Consider the following 21,707-nt stretch of genomic DNA (forward strand, 5'->3'; position numbering starts at 1 on the left):
CCAATTATAAAATTTTATCGTTCTATTCAAAAAGAGAACAAACTTAAGATTATTTAAAGAAACTCCTCTTTATAAACAATCCCGTCATGTCCTGTAATTATATTCTTTTTAAGCAATTTTATCCTTCTTAAACTACCTTTTGCCGCTCTATAATCAACTATAACTAATGGTAGTATATCTCCCAAAATATTCTCCCTCAACGGGGCAGCATCTCCGACAATAACATAATCTCCATAAACTATTGAAATAGAGCCATAAGTATGTCCAGGAGTTTTTAATATAGTTATTTCATCATCGTGAAATTTTTCAACTGGTATGAATTCCTCAATCTCATCCATATTGGAATATAGCTTACATCCATCACATTCAACAATACATTCTTGTGCAGAGGCATAAATCTTTGCATTCTCAAATAAATCATTATTTTCTATATGGTCATAATGCCTATGCGTATTTATAACCACGTCAATATCCTTTGGCTCTAAGTTTAATTTTTTCAATTCCTCTATAATTAACTCCCTTTTATCCTTTGTTGAAGTATCTACTATTATATTGTGGCTTTTCGTTTGAATAAAAGTTACTGAGGATGATGCCTTCTTTATCATGTCATTTTCTCTTATAAGTTCTCCTTTATATAGAAGTTTTATCATAACATCACCTCATACGGAATTATACTTCCTTATGCCGAAAGGTTTATATATAATTTTCTATTAGTATTGTAAAGTTGTTTGAAATATATAGGAAGTAAGTTTCCTAATACCGAAAAGTATATATATAAGATTTTAATATTCCTGACAAACGTAAATTTTATATACCTCCTAGGGTATGATAACTAATAGTAGTTACAATTGTGTCCAAAATGTAACTAGAATTAATTACATAAGTATTGAGGGAGATGATGAGTAGAAAAATAGCCTCAATATTTGGATTGTTGATAATAATAGCAATAGTTTTAGGTTGTGGGTGCACACAAAAAAGTGAAACTAAAGAAGAAGTGATACATGCCTATGTTGGAGCTGGAATGCAAAAACCAATGGATGAAATTGGTAAGATGTTTGAGGAGAAGTACGGGATAAAGGTTGAATATGACTACGCTGGGAGTGGCTACCTATATTCAAAAATCTTAGCAACGAAGGAAGGAGATATATTTATGCCTGGGGCTTATTTTTATGTTGGAGAGCTTGAAAAGAAAGGTTATATCCTAAAATACAAAAATTTCACAAAGCATATTCCAGTTATTGTAGTTCAAAAAGAAAATCCAAAGAATATAACTTGCCTTGAAGATTTAGGAAAGCCAGGAATTAGAGTTGCATTAGGGGATGACAACATAGCGATTGGAAGAACATTCAAAAAGATTTTACAAAAGGCAGAGAAATACGACCCTGGAATTTCAGAAAAAATAAATAAAAATGTTGTTGTTAAAGGGGCTACTGTAAAACAGGTTCTTCTATATGTAATAGAGGGGGACGCAGATGCTGCAGTTGTTTGGAGAGCTGATGCTATAGAAAATAAGGACAAGGTAGATATTATCCCTATAAATTCAAAATATAATGTTATAAAGACAGTTCCAATTGCAATACTAAAAACTACAAAAAATAAAGAAAATGCAGAGAAGTTTTACAACTTTGTTTTAACAGAAGGAAAAGAGGTATTTAAGAAGTATGGATTTGAAGTAATTGAGGATTAAAAATAAAATTTAATTAAAAGGGGTTATCATGATTCAAAACAACTTAAAATGCATTTCAACCGTTCCACTAATCTTATTTTTAACAATGCTTGTTTGTATAATAATCTCCATACTTGGAAGGATATCAATAGAAAATTTACTTGATGCATTGGAATCAGAAGAAGTGAGATTCGCAGTAATTTTGAGTGTTAAGTGTTCAATTGTAGCCATAATACTTGCTTTGTTGGTTGGCATTCCATCTGGCTATGCACTGGCAAGATACAACTTTAAAGGCAAAGAAATCATAGACAGCCTAATAAATCTACCTATCTTACTTCCTCCACTTGTATTAGGGTTTGGACTGCTCTTACTATTAGGAAATACTCCCATAGGCAACTTTATTTCAGAAAATATAATGGATATAGTATTTACACAGAATGGAATTATCTTAGCTCAATTTATAATAGCAACGCCATTTATAATTAGAACAACGAGGGCAGTATTTGAGGGAATAGATGTTAAATATGAATATATTGCCCAAAGTTTGGGATTGAGTAGAGTTGAGAGTTTTTTTAAAATAACTCTCCCGTTGGCTAAGAGTGGCATTGTCGCTGGAGCAATTCTTGGATGGGCAAGGGCTATTGGAGAGTTTGGAGCTACGTTAATGCTTGCTGGAGCTACTAAGATGAAGACAGAAACACTACCTATAGCAATATTTTTAAATGTGTCTATTGGAAATATAGAATTGGCCTTGGCTATTGCAACAATACATATAGCAATTGCTATAATAGTTATTTCATTGATAAAATTTGTAATAAATCTAAATGGTGGGAAGTATGATAGATGTTAAAGAGATTTTAAAAGAGTTTGCAGAAGAAAATAACTTGTTAAATGAAGAAGTTGAGATTAAGATATCAGATACCAAATTAGACACAACAAGAATTAAGGACTATCCGCTAATGAGTGGGAAAGAGATTTTATTGAGAGCTTATTTCAAAGGATGTTGTGGAGATGCTTTCACAGACAAACCAGTAGAATTTAAGGGAACAATTAGAGAGTTGTTAGATAGAGGAAACAGACCTGAAATAGTAGCAACTTTAAATGCAGTTATGAGATACCTTGGCTTAGTTGATAAAACTGCCCATTGTGTTGGAGATGAGCCAGAAAAGTGTGCAAAAGAATTAGTTAAATATCTAAAAGAATTGAAACCCAAAAAAATTGGGATTATTGGATTTCAGCCAGCATTTGTTAAAGAGATTGTTAATGCCTTTGGTTCTGAAAACGTCATAGTTAGTGATTTAAATCCAGAAAATGTTGGAAAAGTTAAATATGGAGCTAAAATTATCCATGGGAAGTATAACGAGGAGTTAATAAAAAATTCAGATGTTGTTTTAGCTACTGGTTCAACTATAGCAAATGGAACATTTGAAGAGATTTGGGAATTGGCTAAAAAATACAACAAGAGAATTATCTTTTATGGAACAACAATTGCTGGAATGGCTAAAGTATTGGGGGTTGAGAGATTCTGCACTCTTGGGAGATAACCATGCTTAAAATAGAAAATTTAAGAAAGAAACTTGCGTATTTTACACTTGAAATTGATGAACTTGAAATAGATAAGAGAGATTATTTTGTAGTCCTCGGTTTAAGTGGTAGTGGAAAAACAACCCTATTAGAGATAATTGCTGGATTTAGAAAGCCAGATGATGGAAAGATTTATCTAAATGGAGAGGACATAACAAATAAACCAATAAATGAAAGAAAAATAGTAATGTGTCATGGAAAATACCTATTTCCTCATTTGAGCGTTAAGGATAACATCGGTATTGGTATTAGGGATAAAAGATTGAGAGAGGAAAAGGTTAAAGAAATCAGCAAACTGTTGGGTATAGAGCATCTCCTTAATAGGAAACCAGATACGTTGAGTGGAGGAGAACAGCAGAGGGTTGCTTTAGCAAGGGCTTTAGTTGTAGAACCAGAGGTTATCTTGTTGGATGAGCCTTTAAACGCTTTAGATAGGTTAACACATGAAAATTTGATATTAGAGCTTAAAAATATCTATGAAAATTCACATTTAACTTTTATACATGTAACACATGATTTCATTGAAGCTATAGCTTTAGCAAAGAGGATGGCAATAATAAGAAATGGAAAGATAGAGCAGTTTGGTGAGGTTGATGAAATTATAAACAATCCAAAAAATGAATTTGTCGCAAGATTCGTTGGATATAAAAACTTTTTAGATGGGAAAGTTAAGAAGGAAGATAATCACTATATTTTTGAGGGAGACATAGAAATTTATCTTGATAAGCCTTATGAGTGTGGAGAAGCAATTTTAGCAATAAGGCCAGAGGATATTATGTTAGTTGGAGATGGGGGATGTAGGTATCATTACAAAAAATACAACCTCTTTGATGCCAAGATAGTTGAGGTTTATCCCTTAAGTTTATCAACTGTTAGAGCTGTTCTTGATGTGAATGGAGTTTATTTAACTTGTGAGGTTATGAGGTCTAAAGCCTATAGGATGGGCTTAAAAAAGGGATGGGAGTAAAGATATCAATATCTTCTTCTGTCGTTATTAGGAAATAACTTTCCTTATACCGAAACTTTTATATATAAAAAAATAAAACCTTAATCCAAACCACTATATAACACTACAATCGGGGATTATTATGTATATTAGAGGAAAAGCTCATAAATTTGGAGATGATGTAGATACAGATGCAATAATTCCCGGCCCTTATTTAAAAACTACTGATGGGCACGAATTGGCAAGATACTGTATGGCTGGGATAGATGAAAACTTCCCAAAGAAGGTTAAGGAGGGGGATGTGATAGTTGCTGGAGAGAATTTTGGTTGTGGTTCAAGTAGGGAGCAGGCAGTAATAGCAATAAAATACTGTGGGATTAAGGCTGTTATAGCCAAAAGCTTTGCAAGAATATTTTATAGGAATGCCATCAACATTGGATTAATCCCAATAATAGCAGATACAGACAAAATTAATGATGGAGACATTGTAGAGGTTGATTTAGATAGAGAGAAAATTGTAGTGGATGAAAATCTCATTTTAGATTGTGAGGTTCCAAAAGGCATAGAGAGGGAAATCTTAGATGCGGGGGGTTTAATAAACTATTTTCACATTAGAAAGAAAAGGAAAGCTAAAGTTTAATAAATGCTCATAAAAATATTATATTTTTTCATATTAATTATGTAGGAAATCATTATCCTATAACCGTAAAGTATATATATTATAAACTTGTATTATTGAAATGTCCTCGGAAGTAGGTTTCCTACTACCTATAACAGTGAGGTGAGAGAATGAGTGTTTATGATGAAATTGCACCAAATGCAAAAAAGGTTGCTATTTACGGAAAAGGAGGTATTGGTAAATCTACAACCACACAGAACACTGCTGCTGCATTAGCATACTATTACAAATTAAAGGGTATGATTCACGGATGTGACCCAAAGGCAGATTCAACAAGAATGATTTTACATGGAAAGCCGCAAGAGACCGTTATGGATGTTTTGAGAGAGGAAGGAGAGGAGGGAGTTACCTTAGAAAAAATTAGGAAAGTTGGATTTGGAGGAATCTTGTGTGTTGAGTCAGGAGGTCCTGAGCCAGGAGTTGGATGTGCTGGAAGAGGGGTTATTACAGCAGTTAATTTGATGATTGAACTTGGAGGATACCCAGATGACTTAGACTTCTTGTTCTTTGACGTCCTTGGGGACGTTGTCTGTGGAGGATTTGCAATGCCATTGAGAGATGGATTGGCAAAAGAGATTTACATTGTCTCTTCAGGAGAAATGATGGCTCTCTATGCAGCTAACAACATTGCAAGAGGTATCTTGAAGTATGCTGAACAGTCAGGGGTTAGATTAGGAGGAATTATTTGTAACTCAAGAAAAGTCGATGGAGAAAAAGAATTGATGGAAGAGTTCTGCGATTTGTTGGGAACTAAGTTAATACACTTCATTCCAAGAGACAACATAGTCCAAAAAGCAGAGTTTAACAAGATGACTGTTGTTGAATTCGCTCCAGACCATCCACAGGCACATGAATACAAGAAGTTAGGTAAGAAGATTATGGACAACGATGAATTGGTTATTCCAACACCATTGTCAATGGACCAATTAGAAAAGTTAGTCGAGAAATATGGATTACTTGATAAATAATTTGGCTCCTTCATTGTCATTCTTTCATCTTTCAAGCTCATTTCTTTATTAATCTCTCTTATTAATAATAACAGTCTTTGAGGTGGAAATGTGAAATTAATAAAAGCAATTATTAGACCTGAAAAAGTTGATGATGTGATTGATGCCTTAGAAAAAGCTGGCTATCCATCTTTTACAAAGATTGATGTTGTTGGTAGAGGAAAACAGGGAGGGTTAAAAGTTGGAGAGATATTTTACGATGAATTACCAAAAACAATGTTGTTAATTGGAGTTAATGACGATGAAGTGGATGAAGTTGTTGAAATTATTAAAACTAACGCTTATACTGGAAACTTTGGAGATGGGAAAATCTTTATTCAACCAATAGAGGAGGTTTATACAATCAGAACTGGAGCTAAAGAGCTGTAATTTTGGTGAAATGATGAAAGAGGTTTTAGCTATAATTAGACCAAATATGGTCTCAAAAACAGGGAAAGCACTTGAAGCTGTTGGCTTTCCAGCGATGACTGTTATCAGATGTTTTGGAAGGGGGAAAGAAAAAGGCTATATCGATGCAAAACTTCCAGAAGATGTAGATAAAGAGAAAATTATTGAAGAAGGAGAAAAATTAGGAATGAGGATGAAATACATTCCAAAGAGGATGATTTCTATTGTTGTGGATGATGCAGATGTTCCATTGGTCGTTGGAATTATAATGAAAGTAAATAGAACAGGAAAACCAGGAGATGGAAAAATCTTCGTCTTACCAGTTGAAGAGGCAATAAGAATAAGAACTGGAGAGTTTGGTGTAGAGGCAATAGGTAATTAAATTAAGGTGATAAGATGCCATTCGTGTTGCTTAATTGTGATAAGCCAATTCCAGAAAGAATGAAACACACATACATCTACGACCCAGAGGAGGAGATAATCCCGGCTTGTAACATCAAAACAGTTCCTGGAGACATGACTGAAAGAGGATGTACATTCGCTGGAGGTAGAGGGGTCGTTGGAGGACCTATAAAGGATGTCATCCACATGGTTCATGGGCCTGTTGGATGTGCCTATTATACTTGGGGAACAAGAAGAAACCTATCTGATTGTGAGTTGCATAGGAGATACTGCTTCACTACCGATATGCAAGAAGCAGACGTCGTTTACGGTGGAGAGAAAAAGCTTGAAAAAGCTTGCTTAGAGGCAGCTGCAGAGTTTCCACAGGCAAAGGGTATCATAATTTACGCAACTTGTACAACTGGTTTGATTGGGGACAACTTAGAGGCAGTTGCAAGAAAGGTTGAGGAAAAAATTGGAAAACCAGTATTTGCCTGTAACTGTCCGGGATATGCTGGATGTTCTCAATCAAAAGGACACCACATATTCAACACAGAGTTTTACAGATGGCTGAAAAAGGCAAGAGAAAGATTCCCAGAAAAATGTCTAAAAGAAGAGGAGAAAACACCTTACGATATTGCAATCGTTGGAGAATACAACATGGATTGGGATGTTGCAGTTATAAAGCCATTATTTGAAAAGATTGGTTGTAGAGTTGTGACGGTATTTACTGGAAACGCTTCATTTGATGATTTGTTCAAATTGCCAGATGTTAAGTTGTGTGTCGTCCACTGCCAGAGGTCTGCTAACTATATAGCTGAAATGATTAGAGATGGATTCAATATTCCAAGAATTTGGGTATCTTTATTTGGAATTGAACAGACAGCAGAGGCATTAAGAAAGACTGCTGAAGCATTAGGAATTCCAATGGAAAGAGTTGAAGAAGTTATAAAAGAAGAAGTTGAGGCAATTAAACCACAGTTAGAGTTCTATAAGTCAAAATTAGAAGGAAAGACGTGTCTTGTTTATGTTGGAGGGCCAAGAACCTGGCACTGGGTTAGAGCAATGAAGGAGCTTGGTATTAAATACGTTGTCGCATGCTGTACATTCGCTCACGAAGACGATTATGAGAAGTTAAATAGAAACTTCAAGAAGGCTGGACTTAAGGGAGTCTTAGTTATAGATGCACCAAACGAGCTTGAGTTAGAGGAGGCTGTTGAGAAATACAAGCCTGATTTCATGCTCACTGGATTGAAGGAAAGATATCTCTTTAGAAAGTTTGGAATTCCAACAATTAACTCACACAGCTATGAGCAAGGACCTTACGCATGCTTTAAAGGATTTGTTAATTTCGCAAGAGATATTTACAAGGCAATATACCATCCAATTTGGAATATCTTAAAAGAAGGAGAGAAGAAATTTGAAGAATTTAAGAAAAAAGATATTCCACCAGGCATTGAACATGCTGTAAAAGAAAATCCAAACAGTTAATTTACGCCTCCCTTTATCCCAATGAATTTACATTTTGTGAATTAAGGATTTTCATAATTCTATATTATAACTTTTAGGTGATATCATGGGAATAACCTATGTAGAAAAGCAGAGAGCAGGGACTATAAACCCAAATAAAACATGTCAGCCGATTGGAGCAATGTGGGCTACCTTGGGAGTGCATAGAGGTATTCCATTTGTGCAAGGTTCTCAAGGTTGTTGTACTTATGTGAGATATACATTTAACAGACATTTTAGAGAACCAGCAACAATTGCAGTCGCTTCATTCCACGAAGATGCTGCTGTCTATGGAGGAATGAGAAACTTAGTTGAAGGTTTAAGAAACTTAGTTGCAAGATACGACCCAGATTTAATTTCAGTTGTAACAACATGTTCATCTGAAACTATTGGAGATGATATTGAGGCATTTATAAGGGCAGCGAGAAAGAAGATTGCTGCAGAGTTTGGTGAAGAGAAAGCTCAACTCCCAATAATTCCAGTTCATTGTCCATCATATCAGGCAAGCCATGTTAAGGGTTATGATAACGCAGTTAAAGCATTCTTCCAATACTTCACAACTGGAAAGAAAAGAGATGAAGAAAAAGCAGACAAAATAATGATAGTTCCTGGATTTGGTGTTAATCCAGGAGACATCTTAGAGATTAAAAGAATCTTAGACATGTTTGGTTTAAAGGAAGGAGAAGATTATTCAGTACTGTTTGATATTAGTGAAACCCTTTACCAGCCATTAAGAGAGCCAATTAAGGAAATTCCATACTATCCAAAAGGTGGAACTAAGGTCGAAGAGTTTGAGGAAATAATAAATGCTAAGGCAGTGTTTGTCCTCTGTAGACATGCTGGAGGTAGTGGAGCAGTATTCTTACAAAGAAGATATAAGATTCCAGCTTACTATGGATTGCCAATTGGAATTAAAAATACCGATGATTTCATAATAAACATAGCAAAAGTTACTGGATTAGAGATTCCTGATAAGTTATTAGATGAGAGAGGGAAGCTGATAGATGCCATTGTAGATACCATTCACTACACAATGGATAAAAAAGTTGGAATCTTTGGGGATCCAGACTTTGTTATAGCTGTCTCAAGATTTGCTTGTGAGATGGGAATGAAACCGGTTGTTGTTAATACCCAAACTCCATCCACTACATACAAGAAGGATATGGAAGCAATAGCAAATGAGTATGATGTAGATATTGAGGTTCAATACTCTGACTTATGGGACTTTGAAAAATCAGTTAAAAAGATAGGGGTTGATTTACTGATTGGACATCCAAGAGGTGGAGTTAAGATAGCAGAAGATTTAGGAATTGGATTAGTGAGAATGGGCTTCCCAATCTATGATAGAGTTGGCTACTTCAGATGGCCAATCGTTGGATATATGGGTAGCTTAAGATTCTTTGATGAGATAGTTAATACAATATTGGACACACAAGTTCCATGGGACCAGAAACAACAATAATTGGGATGGAAATTTTAATTTTTTATTATATATTTTTATTTACCTAATTTTAAAAGAGTGAAAGAGGGGGAAGATGATAGTTGAATTTAAAAAGTATGACGAATTTGGTAACATCGTTGAAGGGGATGATTTTCATTGTATCGTATTTTATATAAAAAAGAAAGAAATTCCACATAAAGATGCGTTACTATTTGAGGCAGTGAAAGCTGAAAATGTTCCAGGAATTGTGGCAAAGTATTTAATTGACGAAATAGAAAGCGGATATGGAGACCCTGAAGAAATAAGCGATGTTGAAGAATTAAAAAAATATGGCGTGCCTGATGATATAATTGATACAATAAAGGAAACATTAAAAAAATATGGTATAAATTGGCTATTTAAAGTTAGAGAAGCAGAAAAATAGCCAACACATAAAATAAATATGGTTTAATGATGACATTGTATAAGAACCACTATAGAAGGTGGGACTATGTGCTACGGAGAAATAGGTACTTTTAGAGGGTTTGTAATAAAAGAAGAAGTTAAAGTCCCATTAATTGAAATTAATGGCGAAATTAGAGAGATGATAATTCCTATTGCCGATAATGTCAAAGTTGGGGATAAAATAATGGTCTATAATTCTTACAATTTTGATTATGAGTTTAAAACAGTTAGTTTAAAGTCCATATTCGCTTCTTTGTTTAAGAAATTAAATATAATCAGTATAAAACCAAATTTATCAATTGCTGGTGTATAAAATGGATGAGGTGTTGGCAAAGGTTTATATAACGAAGAGTGATGGTAGTAGGGAAAAGTTCGACTTTGAAATTATTAAAGAATCCTTAAGAAATGCAGGAGCAGACGAGGAGTTAGTTGAGGAAGTTATTAAAAGAATAGAAAATAGGATACATGATGAGATAACGACACAAGAACTAAAAATGATGATTACAACAGTATTGAGAAGATTAAATAGAGACGTTGCTCAAAAATATATTATGAATCACTCTTAGGTGGTCATATGGCTGTAAAGATAAATTACGATTTGTGCAAAGGGGCTGAATGTGCAGAATGCGTAGATGCTTGCCCAATGGAGGTCTTTGAAGTGGATGGAGATAAGATTATAGTTGCAAAAGAAGAAGATTGCACATATTGTGGAGTTTGTGTAGATTCTTGTCCAAACAATGCGATAATCTTAGAGGAGTAATCTATTTTTCCATATTTTTATTTAATTTTCAAATTTTTCTTTTCTTTCTAATTTAATGTTTTAAACTATAAGGAAATAAGTTTCCTAATACCGAAAAGTTTATATATTATTATTAAAAATTTTAACTTAACTATTGGACACAGGAGGTTGAAAGCATGAAAGTGTTATTCTTAGGGAAAAAACTGGAAGACGTTGATTCTTATGATGTGGAGGACTGTTTATTCATTCCATTTAACAAAATAGATGTAGTAAAGTATGATTTATCCATCATCTATCTCCCATTATTCTTTAAAGATTTAACTTCATATTCGGCAAATCAGTCAAGTATTTTCACAATATTGAAGGATATAAAGGTTAAGGAAGTTTTAGAGAGTGAAAATGAGCCAAAAGTTGTTGTTATTGACCCATACTTTAAAAATATATCAAAAGGAAGGATATTGGAGCATTATTTAATGAAACATTTAACAAGAGATAAGTTCGTTGTTAAATGTAAAGAAGGAGATGAAGTTAAGGTCAAAGATGAGAAATTTTCTAAATATGTTGATTTAATTGGAGAATACAGCCACATATATGAAATTGAAGATGAAGATGGAAAGTTGGGGATAGTTGATACCCTTACATTAATTTGCGATTATGAGCATTGGGACTATGAGCCAGTTATTGAAACTAATGAAGGAGAAATTTTGGGAGTTAGAATATTTAAAAATGGGTCTTTATACATTCTCCATCCACCAAATGAAGAATTTACTGACTACAAAAAATTAATTGAGGTATTGAAGGAGATAGTATGAATGAAATAAAAGTCCTTCCATTTAAAATAACTTTAAAGAAGGATGGCATTCCAAAATTTGATAAGAGAACATCTCCCGGAATTGTTACTCAAAGAAGTTGCCCTTACTATGGGGCAAGATGGATTTTAGCCCCAATAAAAAACACTCTTCATATTATACACTCTCCTATTGGATGTGCCTATTATGGACAGAGTGTTAGGAGAAAAAACTATCTCATAGTTTCAACAGATATGCAACTTGAAGATGTCGTGTATGGTGGAGAGAAAAAACTGTATAATACAATAATTGAAGCACATAAAGAATTAGGTGGAGATGCAGTTTTTGTTTATGTAACTTGCGTTTCTGCATTGATTGGGGATAATATTGAAAGCATTTGTAGAAAAGCAGAGAAAATTTTGGGAGTTCCAGTTATTTCAATATTCTGCCCAGGATTTTGTGGTTATCATCAATCAAAGGGGCATGAAATTGCAATGAAGGCATTATTTAGACTAATTAAAGAGGGAGAGTTTAAGAAGGAATTTAAAGACAAATTGACAGTTAATATTATTGGAGAGTATAATGTTTGCGGTGAAACAAAGGTTATTAAAGATTTGTTAAAAAAATTGGGTATAGAGGTTATAGCAACATTTACCGGAGATTGTTCTGTTGAAGATATAAGGAACTCAAAGAATGCTAAATTAAATCTTATTCACTGCAGAAGAACTGGGAAGTATATAGCTGATTATATGGAAGAGAAGTACGGCATCCCTCAACTAAAGGTTTCATTTATTGGACTTAACAATACAAAAAAATCAATAATGGATATTGCAAAATTCTTTGGAATTGAGGATAAAGCTAAGGAAGTAATAGAAGAGGAGTATGAAAAAATTAAAGATGAGTTAAAGTTTTATATGGAAAAGTTGAAAGGGAAAAGGGTAGGTATGTTTATGGGAGCTTCTAAAATAGGTATGCTAACTTCTGCCTTTAAAGATTTAGGCATGGAGGTTGTTTCTGTTGGTTCTCAATTTGGAAGCTTTGAAGATTACTTAGATGCATATATAAATGTGGATGACGACACCATATTAGTTGATGATGCCTCAAAGATTGATTTAGAGTTAATATTTAAGCACAAAAAACCAGATATATTTGTTGGAGGGACTAAGGAGAAGTATATGGCTGTAAAATTTGGAATCCCATTTTTATCATTTCCACAAGATTTCTATCCATTCACTGGCTTTATAGGATTTTTAAACTTTGCAAGAGAAGTTTATAAAGCTATATACCACCCAGTTTGGAAGATGATAGAGTTTAAATATGAAACTTAAAATTTTTATATCTCCAATTTTTCTTTTTCTTGATATTCAACTCCCAACTCCTCCAAAATCTTTTTAGCTATCTTTTCTCCAATGATTGAGGCAACCTTTGAAGGGTTGTTTATAATATCTTCAGCACTTCTAATTCCAGCATTGTATAGCTTTCTTGCTCTAACCCTTCCAATATACTTTATGCTCAACAGCCCAATAATATCTTCCTTAGCTCCATACTCCAACCTTATTTCTAACTTCTCTGGGACATCTGGGCTTTTGCCAATTATTTTGGCAATCTCTTTTAATGCATGCATTATCCAAACGGCATTTTCAACCTTATATCTTAAAATCCCTGGTTCAATTTTATATCTCTTTAAAATCTCATCCTCTGGCACTTCATTAATCCAATCATACAACATCTTAGCAGTTTTAAATGCCTCTAAATCTTCTATATCAAAGCTTTTTATGCCAAGAGCTTCCATTTCATTAATTAAATCTAACTCCTCAGATTTATAAACTCTTAAATTTGGCATCATCTCCAAGGTTTTTGATATAAGGTAGAGATAGTATAGCTCATTCTCATTTTTCATTTCATTTAACCCGTCTATAATATATTTAGCTGACAACGGGTCTATATATAGCTCAGAAACCCTCTTTCCTAATTCAGTTGGCATAAAATCAACAATAAACTCATTCTCCTCTAAAAATCCAATAACTTCCATAATGTTCTTAGCTACCTCCCTCAAATTTCCATATTGGTGGGCATAGAAGGTATTTCTTATAAACCATTCTAAATCATACTCATCTCTGATTTCTCCTGTAGCTATAAGTCCCAAAAGCTGAGTTCTTAAAACTGCTTGATTTGAGAGCTTTGAATATATCGGCTCTGGTTTTTGAGTTAGTGCTTGATAAGCTCTCAAATAATCCCTATCATTCTTTGCTACAATTATTCCTTCTCCATAAGGGTCTAAGCCTGGTCTTCCAGCTCTTCCTATACACTGCTGAATCTCCATTATTGGAATATACCTAATTCCTTTGTTTGTGTATCTTGTTAAGTCCTTAACTATTGCCCTTCTACATGGAACATTAATTCCAACGCTAAGGGTTGGGGTTGCACAGATAACCTTAATCAGCCGTTCTCTAAAGGCATTTTCAACTATCTTCCTATGCTGATAAGTTAAACCAGCATGATGGAAGGCAGAGCCGTTTAAAATACATTCAGCTAAAGTTTTACACATTTCAGTTGGTGGCTCTAAAATAGATAAAATTTCTTCAGCTATCTCTTTTAGCTTTTTCTTTTCTTCATCAGTTAAAAATTTCTTTAAATTTAATTTCTTTGCCTCATTTACAGCTCCTTTTTTGGTGTTGCAGAATACCAAACAACAGCCCCCTTCTTTTACACAATCAACAACTAAGTTATATATTTCATTATCACTAACTGCTTTTATCTCCTTATTTCCTCCGTTTATGTATTCAATGATGCCATTTTTATAAATGCCCTTTTTTAACTCAACAGGTCTCCAATCATCGACTATAAGCTCAGCATTAAGCCATTCAGCCAATTCATTAGGATTTCCTATTGTAGCTGATAAACCAATAATTTGTATATTGAATTCTTTTAATTTAGTTAATAAAATCTCTAATGTTCCTCCTCTTGTTTCATCATTAATTAAATGAATTTCATCAACCACAACAACAGAAACATCATCAATCCAATCAATTTTATGTCTCCACAATGAATCGAGCTTTTCGGCAGTTGTTATAATTAAATTATAACTGCTCAAATCCTCATCTTCATCGTAATCTCCTATCGATAAAGCTATTCTCAACCCATACCTCTCATATTTACTTTTAAACTCCTCATACTTTTCTGATGCCAATGCCTTTAAAGGCACTATAAAAATACCTTTTTTACCAGTTGGATTTTTATTCTCATCCAATAAATGGTTTATTAAAGCCATCTCCCCAATTAGTGTTTTTCCTGAAGCTGTTGGTATAGAAATCAAAAAATTTTTATTTTTATCTAATAAGCCTCTCCCTAATGCCTTCTTTTGTGGTGGTCTAAGTTCTACAATGCCAAAGTCCTTTAAAACCTCTAAAACTTTGTTCATCTTATATCCCCAATTAAATCTTTTCAGCAGAAATAGATACAAACCCACCTTCTCCATAACCATCTTTAACTTCAACCTTATCAACTTTATCAATTTCTTTAAAAATCGTTTGTGTAGCCTTTATATTTTTAAATCCTAACTCTTTTAGCATCTCTATAACTTCCTTAGCTGATAAGAAATTTGCATCTTTATAAAACTTGCTTTTTTGCTTTTTTTCTTCATATATCTTTCCTAAAAAGCTATCTTTATCTATAATTCCGATAATTATTTTTCCTCCTTTCTTTAAGACCCTCTCTGCCTCCTTCAACATCTTTTTTGGATTCTCTGCAAACTCTAAGACAGTATTTATTAAAACAAAATCAAACTCTTCATCTTTAAAAGGCAAATCTTCTCCCTTTGCTATTATAACCTTTATTCCTCTCTTTTCGGCTATTTTAGCCATTTCTTTTGATATATCAACACCAATTTTTATATTAAATGGTTTAGCAAATCTTCCAGTTCCTACACCTACTTCTAGCCCTCTTCCTTTTGGAATATGTCTTTTTAATGCTTCAATCTCTGATTTATAGATAATTTCGTTTTCATCAAACCATCTATCATATTCCTCAGCATATTTGTCAAAAGCATTCATACTTAAAACCCAATTTTTTTATTTTTTTAAGTTCTTTTTTATCTATCTCAATATCTTTACCAAAGCTAATAAAGTTTATTGCATGAACTGTCTTTTTATAAAAGTTGGGATACTCAACATTAAAATCTCCATCTACATATTTCAATAAACTCTCATTTAAAAACAAGCTATAGCCTTCATTAACCAACTCTATAGCCCTAAATGGATTTTTTGTTTTAATTTTTACCTTAAATTTTATCCCTTCTTTCTTTAAAATGTTATAAACTATCCTATGTGAGCTAAATCTAACACCAACTAAATTTTTGTAATCAAACTCTTTTTTACTAACCATTACAAAGTTGTCATAGGCAATTAAAAATATATTAAAATCAGAACTGCCAATCTCTGACTTTAAAAATCTCTCATCTCCCAACCTATAAATCCAGTAGCTATCATCAACACCCAAAATATCAACAAATCCCATCTTTAACAATTTTAAGGCATTATCAAAAGAGGTTATTATTGGATTTTCAAATAATATTTTGGCAATCTCACCACTTACAAATCCAGAAACTGTAAAAAAGTGATTTTTTAATCTTTTGCTATATGAGTTGTAAGTTTCTAAAATCTCTAATCCTGTATCTGTTAAAATTGTTCCATTTGGGGATGAATAATATAGCTTAACTCCTAACTTATTTTCTAATCTTTTTAATTGAATATTAAAAGAAGAAGGAGAAATATTTAATAACTTTGATGCCTCATTTTGAGATTTTGTTTTATGTAAAGCCATTAAAAGTTTTATTTGGTTTGGTGTAATGAGTTTCCCTTTATATTCAATAGTTAAGTTAATTTCGGCATCTTTCATAATTTACCATCCAATATTTATCAATTTGGCGTCATAAACCATTACTGCATCTCCAATCATATAGACGCCATCATCTTTAATTTCAATCTCTAAATCTCCACCATCTAAGTGTGCTAAAACTCTATTACTTGTTTTACCAAGTTTGTGGGCTATAATTACAGAGGCAGTTGTTCCTGTTCCGCATGCGGTTGTGTATCCAGCTCCTCTCTCCCAGGTAACAATCCTAATTTCATTAGGATTCAAAACTTTTACAAAATGTACATTAATTCTCTCTGGGAATGCTTCATGGCACTCTATTTCTTTTCCAATAACATCTAAATGTTCTCTAACAAAATCTAAATCAATGCCGTTATCTTCAACAAATATAACTGCATGTGGATTTCCTACATTAACAACACTTAACTTAACCTTAGGTAAATAAGGATTTTTTAATTTTAGCTCTCCATTTAAAAACTCATCATCTTCTTTATAACCATCAACAACCATTGGTATATCTTTTAATTTAAACTTTGGAATTCCCATATAGACTTTAATTTTCTTTACTTCATCCCCTTCTATTTCCATTTCAGAAACTCTTAAACCTCCTTTTGTCTCTACTTTTAAAGGATTTTTTTTCATTATTCTCTCATAAACGTATTTTGAGAAGCATCTAATTCCATTACCACACATCTCTGCCTCAGAACCATCACTGTTAAAGATTCTAAATCTCACATCATACTCATCAGATGTAGGTTTTTGGATAAAGATGACACCATCAGCCCCAACTGAAAAACCTCTTCTGCAAATTTTTTTAGCAAAGTTTCCTTTTTCCTCTTCTTTAACTTTCTCTCCATCGAATTCATTAATAACTATATAATCATTTCCAAGCGCGTGCATCTTTGTAAATTCCATATTTCCACACCACAAAAAATAGTTATTATTAGTGTTCAGTCACTCTTATATTTGCCCTATTCAAATTTGTTTCATCTATTACAACAACATCTTTGATAGCTACTACAAGTTTATAGGGAATTAAAACATTTTTTCCCTCTTCTATCATTATTGGGCTGTGCTCAGCTGGTTCAACTTCTAAAGAGACCAACCTCCCAACTTTTTCATCAAAAACAATATCTTTAACTTTTCCTATTACACTGCCTTTATTTCCAATTATACTTCTCTCAAACAATATTTTAGCTGGCATTTTTTCCATTTTATCCCCTATTGGATTTTTATATCCTTATTTTTCAAAAGCATTTCAGCAAGTTTTAAATCATCTTTAGTATTGATATTGAATATCAGCTCATCAATAATCATAATTTCTTCTTTTTGATATCCCTGCTTTGGAGATAAAACGTTTATCCCTACAGGAACTAAGCCATTGAAATCAATTGATGGATTTGGATATTTTTCTTTTGGAATCATGACTGCCAATGCTTCAACATCTGGATTCTTAGCTTTAATACAATAGAAGTAATCAACTATACTATTAATAATTTTCGACGTTAAGTTAATTAAGTCAGAGCTAACAACTAAGAATGGCTCTGAGAAATATCCAATGCATTCATTTAAATCGTTAATGTAGCCATTGCCCGATGTATCTATTGCTATAATATTTTTGAAATCTTTATATGTTGATTTTATATATTCTTTTGTTTTTGGAGTGTTAGGGGATACAGCAACAAATATATTTTTTACCTTTGATTTTAATAAGGAGGATAGAACATAATCTATAAGGCATTTATTATAGAGCTTAACTATTGGCTTTTCCACATTTCCCATTCTCGTCCCTTTACCACCAGCCATAACTAAGGCATCCATTTTAAAACCTCGGTTATTTATAATATAAGCAATGTTTATTAAGATATTTAAATTAAAATTTTGTTAAAATGTTAAGTTGTTAATTAATAATAAAAAATTATAAGGTATATTTAAAAATGTGAGAGACATGTGCTCTATAAGTGGAATAATTGTTAAAGAAAGCCAAATACCTGCAAAATATGCAATAGATATGATGAAAATCTTAAAGCACAGAGGAAGAGATAACTCTGGATTGTTGTTAGATGATGAGGTTATATACTTCAACAACTTTGAAGATGTTGAAGATTTAGAGGAGGAGGAGATGATTGGAAATCTAAACTTAGCACATAACAGATTGGCAATAGTTGGAAGGTATGGGGTTCAGCCAATACCTAACGAGGATGAAGATATTTGGCTGGTTTGTAATGGAGAAATCTACAATTATATAGAGTTGAGAGAGTATCTAAAAGAAAATCATGAATTTAGGACAGACAGCGATAATGAGGTTATAATCCACTTATATGAAGATGAGCAGTTGGAAGAATTGGATGGGGATTATGCCTTTGCCATTTATGATAAATCAAAGGATATTGTGTTATTGGGAAGGGATGTATTTGGAGTTAAGCCGTTGTTTTATGTAGATACGCCTAATTATTTTGCATTTGCTTCAGAGAGAAAAGCATTGTGGCATCTGCTTATAAATATTGATGGCTATGAGAGAGATTTAGATGTCTTAAATAGCAAAATCAAAACATTAAAGCCAAATTCACAGTTAATTTATTATTTGGATGATAATAAGTTCGATATTATTGAGAATTTTAAAAAAATGGAACTAAATTACATGAAAGAGAGGAGTTATGAAGAGGCTAAAGAATATTTAGATAGGGCTTTGAAGAATGCAGTTTTAAAGAGGGTTAGAGGTTTGGATAGGGTAGGGATTATCTGCTCTGGAGGAGTTGATAGCTCATTGATTGCTAAATTATCCTCTCTATACTGTGAAGTTATCTTATATGCTGTTGGAACTGAAAATAGTGAGGATTTAATTTATGCTGAAAGATTGGCTAAGGATTTGAATTTAAAGATAAGAAAGAAGATTATTTCAGAAGAGGAGTATGAAAGGTATGTGTTTAAGGTGGCTAAGGCAATAGATGAAGTTGATTTAATGAAGATAGGGGTGGGGATTCCTATCTATGTGGCATCAGAGATGGCTAATGAAGATGGATTAAAGGTTGTTCTATCTGGGCAAGGGGCTGATGAGTTATTCGGTGGCTATGCAAGGCATGAGAGGATTTATAGGGAGAAAGGAGAGGAAGAGCTAAAAAAAGAGCTATTGAAGGATGTTTATAATCTATACAAGGTAAATTTAGAGAGGGATGACCACTGCACAATGGCTAATGGTGTTGAGTTGAGAGTTCCTTTCTTAGATGAGGAGGTTGTTGAGATTGCCTTATCAATTCCTATTGAATATAAAATGTCTGAACTTAGGAAAAGGATTTTGAGGGATGTTGCCTCTCAATATTTGCCAGATTATATTGCTTATAGGCCAAAAAAAGCCGCTCAATATGGAAGTGGTGGGGAGAAGATGATTTATAAGGTTGCTAAAAAATATGGATTTTCAAAGAAGAAAATTAATGAGTTTTTGGATATGTTGAAGAGAAAGATTGTTGAGTAGGTGGGGAATATGGGGGAGGTTAAAGTTATTGATAAAGAAACTGGAGAAGTTATTGGAGATTTTTATGAAATGTTTATTGATGCTTTGAGAAATGGGAAAAAGTTTAAATTAGAAGATAAAATTGTAGATGGGAGTATAGATATTTTAGAGATTTATGAGAGGATTAAGAGCGATGAAAAATTAAAAAAGTTAATTACTAAAAAGACGGTAGATATGGGTATTATTTCTATACCTACCGAGATTATAGAGATAAATATTGACGTATCTATAAATAATGTTGAATTTAATGGTAACTTTTTATTATTTAAACCGTGGACTGATACAGAATCACTTGAGATAACATTTAAAGGGAAAGCCTATTTTATGAAATCAAGATTTAAAAGAATTACTGATTTTACAAATTCAACATTTGAAAAGGAAGCTAATTTTATGGAATCAACATTTGAAAAAGATGTCAATTTTAAGGATTCAATATTTAAAGAAAGAGCATGCTTTATAGGTTCAATATTTATGAGAAGAGCCAATTTTGAAAATTCAACATTTGGGGGAGGGGTTAGTTTTTGGTATTCGAAATTTAAATGGGATGTTATTTTTGAAAACTCAGAATTTAAAAAAATAGCAAATTTTCATGGTTTGACAGTGGAAGGGAAAGCAAAGTTTAACGGTGCAAAATTTCATGGAGAAACTTATTTTACTTATTCAAGATTTGAGAAATATGTTAGTTTTAGGGGTTTAAAATTTAAAGATATTAATTTTAATAATTCAATATTTAAAGAAAGAGTCTATTTTACTCATTCAACGTTTGAAGGAAATGCTGATTTCTCGGAGATAATATATAACTTAGCAATATTTTACAAATCAACTTTTAAATCTCGTGCAGATTTTAGAGATATTCTTTTTAATCTATTATCATTTATTGATTGCACATTTGAAGATTTGGCATTATTTAGAAAAGGTAAAATTAAGTTTGAAAGATATGAAAAGAATAGAATTGACTTAAAGAAACCAGATAAAGAAGAAATACATGAAATAATTAACATAAATAAAATATGAATGCTTAGCAATATTCCTTAATACACAATTTCTAAACAAACACACAAAGATAGAAAACTTCCTACTATCAAAAACGTCTTTTTTAAAGACAGATGTTAGAGAAATAATGTTGTTGAAGTTATTGAATAAAAATAAAAAAACGAAGTTGAATAAAATTGAAAACAAAGAGGGTTTAAGTCATAAAATTTTAAGAATAAAAGAAAATAAAGAAAATAATAAAAATAAAAATTTGGATTTAGAAAATAAACTAAAAGAATTATTGGGTAATGATTATGGACGGATTATAAATCAATTTGATGATGAATCGGTTCTTGCAGAATACAGAAATCTAAGATTATCTATGGAAAATAATAGAACATATATTGAAGCATCAGAGTTATTTAAAAAAGAAATGGAATTAATAAAAGAAAAATCTGGAATTTTTGAAAAAATTATTTTTATTTTTTATAAAGCAATATCTTACTATGGAGAATCAATATTTATGCCATTTTTTTGGATAGTATATGTTATTTTTGTAATGCCATTAATAGCTTTAGATTTGAACTACATGTTAGGAAATTTTCCAAAAGGCTATACATATATTGACTGTTTATTTGATACATTAAGGGCATTTTTTCAATTAGGAATAAGAGATGATAACTCTCCAATGTATAATTATGAATGGCTTATAAGAATAATCTCATTAATTTTATTAGGTAATATTTTCATAGCAATCAAAAGAAGATTAGAAAGAAAGTGA

Annotated in this window: 26 protein-coding genes; 19 read left to right on the forward strand and 7 right to left on the reverse strand. The window is 32.4% G+C overall.

What is annotated here, in order from left to right; all coding sequences use genetic code 11:
• Positions 1 to 53 precede the first annotated feature (53 nt).
• The gene (locus MFS40622_RS00130) at positions 54 to 650 is read right to left on the reverse strand and encodes an MBL fold metallo-hydrolase (protein WP_012979641.1); all 597 of its coding nucleotides are present in this window, start codon (positions 648 to 650) and stop codon (positions 54 to 56) included.
• A 248-nt stretch (positions 651 to 898) separates the two neighbouring features.
• On the opposite strand from MFS40622_RS00130, the gene modA reads away from it, so the two are divergent.
• From modA to MFS40622_RS00210, 16 genes are all read left to right on the forward strand, one after another.
• The gene (gene modA, locus MFS40622_RS00135) at positions 899 to 1,687 is read left to right on the forward strand and encodes a molybdate ABC transporter substrate-binding protein (protein ID WP_012979642.1); all 789 of its coding nucleotides are present in this window, start codon (positions 899 to 901) and stop codon (positions 1,685 to 1,687) included.
• Between the two features lie 28 nt (positions 1,688 to 1,715).
• The gene (locus MFS40622_RS00140) at positions 1,716 to 2,516 is read left to right on the forward strand and encodes an ABC transporter permease (RefSeq protein WP_012979643.1); all 801 of its coding nucleotides are present in this window, start codon (positions 1,716 to 1,718) and stop codon (positions 2,514 to 2,516) included.
• Positions 2,503 to 3,210, forward strand: coding sequence for a Rossmann-like domain-containing protein (locus tag MFS40622_RS00145; RefSeq protein ID WP_012979644.1), 708 nt, complete (start codon positions 2,503 to 2,505; stop codon positions 3,208 to 3,210). Before MFS40622_RS00140 ends, MFS40622_RS00145 begins: the two co-directional genes overlap by 14 nt.
• A gap of 2 nt (positions 3,211 to 3,212) precedes the next feature.
• On the forward strand, positions 3,213 to 4,217 hold the full coding sequence (locus tag MFS40622_RS00150; RefSeq protein ID WP_012979645.1) for an ABC transporter ATP-binding protein: 1,005 nt from the start codon (positions 3,213 to 3,215) through the stop codon (positions 4,215 to 4,217).
• Between the two features lie 121 nt (positions 4,218 to 4,338).
• Positions 4,339 to 4,836: a homoaconitase small subunit gene (hacB, locus tag MFS40622_RS00155; protein ID WP_012979646.1), complete on the forward strand. Its 498-nt coding sequence runs from the start codon at positions 4,339 to 4,341 to the stop codon at positions 4,834 to 4,836.
• A 149-nt stretch (positions 4,837 to 4,985) separates the two neighbouring features.
• Positions 4,986 to 5,843: a nitrogenase iron protein gene (gene nifH / locus MFS40622_RS00160; RefSeq protein WP_012979647.1), complete on the forward strand. Its 858-nt coding sequence runs from the start codon at positions 4,986 to 4,988 to the stop codon at positions 5,841 to 5,843.
• 90 nt (positions 5,844 to 5,933) lie between these two features.
• The gene (locus tag MFS40622_RS00165; RefSeq protein ID WP_012979648.1) at positions 5,934 to 6,251 is read left to right on the forward strand and encodes a P-II family nitrogen regulator; all 318 of its coding nucleotides are present in this window, start codon (positions 5,934 to 5,936) and stop codon (positions 6,249 to 6,251) included.
• A gap of 13 nt (positions 6,252 to 6,264) precedes the next feature.
• Positions 6,265 to 6,651 (forward strand): P-II family nitrogen regulator, encoded by a 387-nt coding sequence (locus MFS40622_RS00170; RefSeq protein ID WP_048197336.1) that lies wholly within the window; start codon positions 6,265 to 6,267, stop codon positions 6,649 to 6,651.
• 14 nt (positions 6,652 to 6,665) lie between these two features.
• Positions 6,666 to 8,141 carry a nitrogenase component I subunit alpha gene (locus MFS40622_RS00175; protein WP_012979650.1) on the forward strand — a complete coding sequence of 492 codons (1,476 nt, stop codon included), beginning with the start codon at positions 6,666 to 6,668 and terminating at the stop codon, positions 8,139 to 8,141.
• 85 nt (positions 8,142 to 8,226) lie between these two features.
• A complete protein-coding gene (locus tag MFS40622_RS00180) occupies positions 8,227 to 9,621 on the forward strand; it encodes a nitrogenase component 1 (protein ID WP_012979651.1) in 1,395 nt (464 codons plus the stop codon).
• Positions 9,622 to 9,694: 73 nt separating this feature from the next.
• Entirely contained in the window at positions 9,695 to 10,024 is a 330-nt protein-coding gene (locus MFS40622_RS00185) for a hypothetical protein (protein WP_012979652.1), read from the forward strand.
• Between the two features lie 66 nt (positions 10,025 to 10,090).
• Positions 10,091 to 10,357 carry a hypothetical protein gene (locus tag MFS40622_RS00190; RefSeq protein ID WP_012979653.1) on the forward strand — a complete coding sequence of 89 codons (267 nt, stop codon included), beginning with the start codon at positions 10,091 to 10,093 and terminating at the stop codon, positions 10,355 to 10,357.
• A gap of 1 nt (position 10,358) precedes the next feature.
• Positions 10,359 to 10,610: an ATP cone domain-containing protein gene (locus tag MFS40622_RS00195; RefSeq protein WP_012979654.1), complete on the forward strand. Its 252-nt coding sequence runs from the start codon at positions 10,359 to 10,361 to the stop codon at positions 10,608 to 10,610.
• A gap of 8 nt (positions 10,611 to 10,618) precedes the next feature.
• Positions 10,619 to 10,804 carry a 4Fe-4S binding protein gene (locus MFS40622_RS00200; protein WP_012979655.1) on the forward strand — a complete coding sequence of 62 codons (186 nt, stop codon included), beginning with the start codon at positions 10,619 to 10,621 and terminating at the stop codon, positions 10,802 to 10,804.
• A gap of 155 nt (positions 10,805 to 10,959) precedes the next feature.
• Positions 10,960 to 11,595 carry a hypothetical protein gene (locus MFS40622_RS00205; protein WP_012979656.1) on the forward strand — a complete coding sequence of 212 codons (636 nt, stop codon included), beginning with the start codon at positions 10,960 to 10,962 and terminating at the stop codon, positions 11,593 to 11,595.
• Positions 11,592 to 12,899: a nitrogenase component 1 gene (locus tag MFS40622_RS00210; protein ID WP_012979657.1), complete on the forward strand. Its 1,308-nt coding sequence runs from the start codon at positions 11,592 to 11,594 to the stop codon at positions 12,897 to 12,899. The genes MFS40622_RS00205 and MFS40622_RS00210 overlap by 4 nt, the downstream gene beginning before the upstream one ends.
• A 5-nt stretch (positions 12,900 to 12,904) precedes the next feature.
• Here the strand turns inward: MFS40622_RS00210 and MFS40622_RS00215 are convergent, their stop codons facing one another.
• Genes MFS40622_RS00215 through cobY form a run of 6 tightly spaced genes read right to left on the reverse strand, consistent with a single transcriptional unit; the run spans position 12,905 to position 18,264 of the window.
• Entirely contained in the window at positions 12,905 to 14,992 is a 2,088-nt protein-coding gene (locus tag MFS40622_RS00215) for a DEAD/DEAH box helicase (protein ID WP_012979658.1), read from the reverse strand.
• 13 nt (positions 14,993 to 15,005) lie between these two features.
• On the reverse strand, positions 15,006 to 15,623 hold the full coding sequence (locus MFS40622_RS00220) for a class I SAM-dependent methyltransferase (protein ID WP_012979659.1): 618 nt from the start codon (positions 15,621 to 15,623) through the stop codon (positions 15,006 to 15,008).
• Positions 15,610 to 16,467, reverse strand: a complete 858-nt coding sequence (locus MFS40622_RS00225; protein WP_012979660.1) for a LysR family transcriptional regulator — start codon at positions 16,465 to 16,467, stop codon at positions 15,610 to 15,612. Before MFS40622_RS00225 ends, MFS40622_RS00220 begins: the two co-directional genes overlap by 14 nt.
• 3 nt (positions 16,468 to 16,470) lie before the next feature.
• A complete protein-coding gene (dapF, locus tag MFS40622_RS00230) occupies positions 16,471 to 17,358 on the reverse strand; it encodes a diaminopimelate epimerase (protein WP_012979661.1) in 888 nt (295 codons plus the stop codon).
• A gap of 28 nt (positions 17,359 to 17,386) precedes the next feature.
• Entirely contained in the window at positions 17,387 to 17,656 is a 270-nt protein-coding gene (locus tag MFS40622_RS00235) for a PRC-barrel domain-containing protein (RefSeq protein WP_012979662.1), read from the reverse strand.
• An 8-nt stretch (positions 17,657 to 17,664) separates the two neighbouring features.
• A complete protein-coding gene (gene cobY / locus MFS40622_RS00240; protein ID WP_012979663.1) occupies positions 17,665 to 18,264 on the reverse strand; it encodes an adenosylcobinamide-phosphate guanylyltransferase in 600 nt (199 codons plus the stop codon).
• Positions 18,265 to 18,391: 127 nt separating this feature from the next.
• On the opposite strand from cobY, the gene asnB reads away from it, so the two are divergent.
• From asnB to MFS40622_RS09660, 3 genes are all read left to right on the forward strand, one after another.
• Complete coding sequence (gene asnB / locus MFS40622_RS00245) at positions 18,392 to 19,915, forward strand: asparagine synthase (glutamine-hydrolyzing) (protein ID WP_012979664.1); 1,524 nt, start codon at positions 18,392 to 18,394, stop codon at positions 19,913 to 19,915.
• Between the two features lie 9 nt (positions 19,916 to 19,924).
• A complete protein-coding gene (locus MFS40622_RS09655) occupies positions 19,925 to 20,968 on the forward strand; it encodes a pentapeptide repeat-containing protein (protein ID WP_052292119.1) in 1,044 nt (347 codons plus the stop codon).
• Between the two features lie 106 nt (positions 20,969 to 21,074).
• Positions 21,075 to 21,707: a hypothetical protein gene (locus MFS40622_RS09660; protein WP_052292120.1), complete on the forward strand. Its 633-nt coding sequence runs from the start codon at positions 21,075 to 21,077 to the stop codon at positions 21,705 to 21,707.

The sequence above is a fragment of the Methanocaldococcus sp. FS406-22 genome, assembly GCF_000025525.1.
Taxonomy (GTDB): domain Archaea; phylum AGJL01; class Methanococci; order Methanococcales; family Methanocaldococcaceae; genus Methanocaldococcus.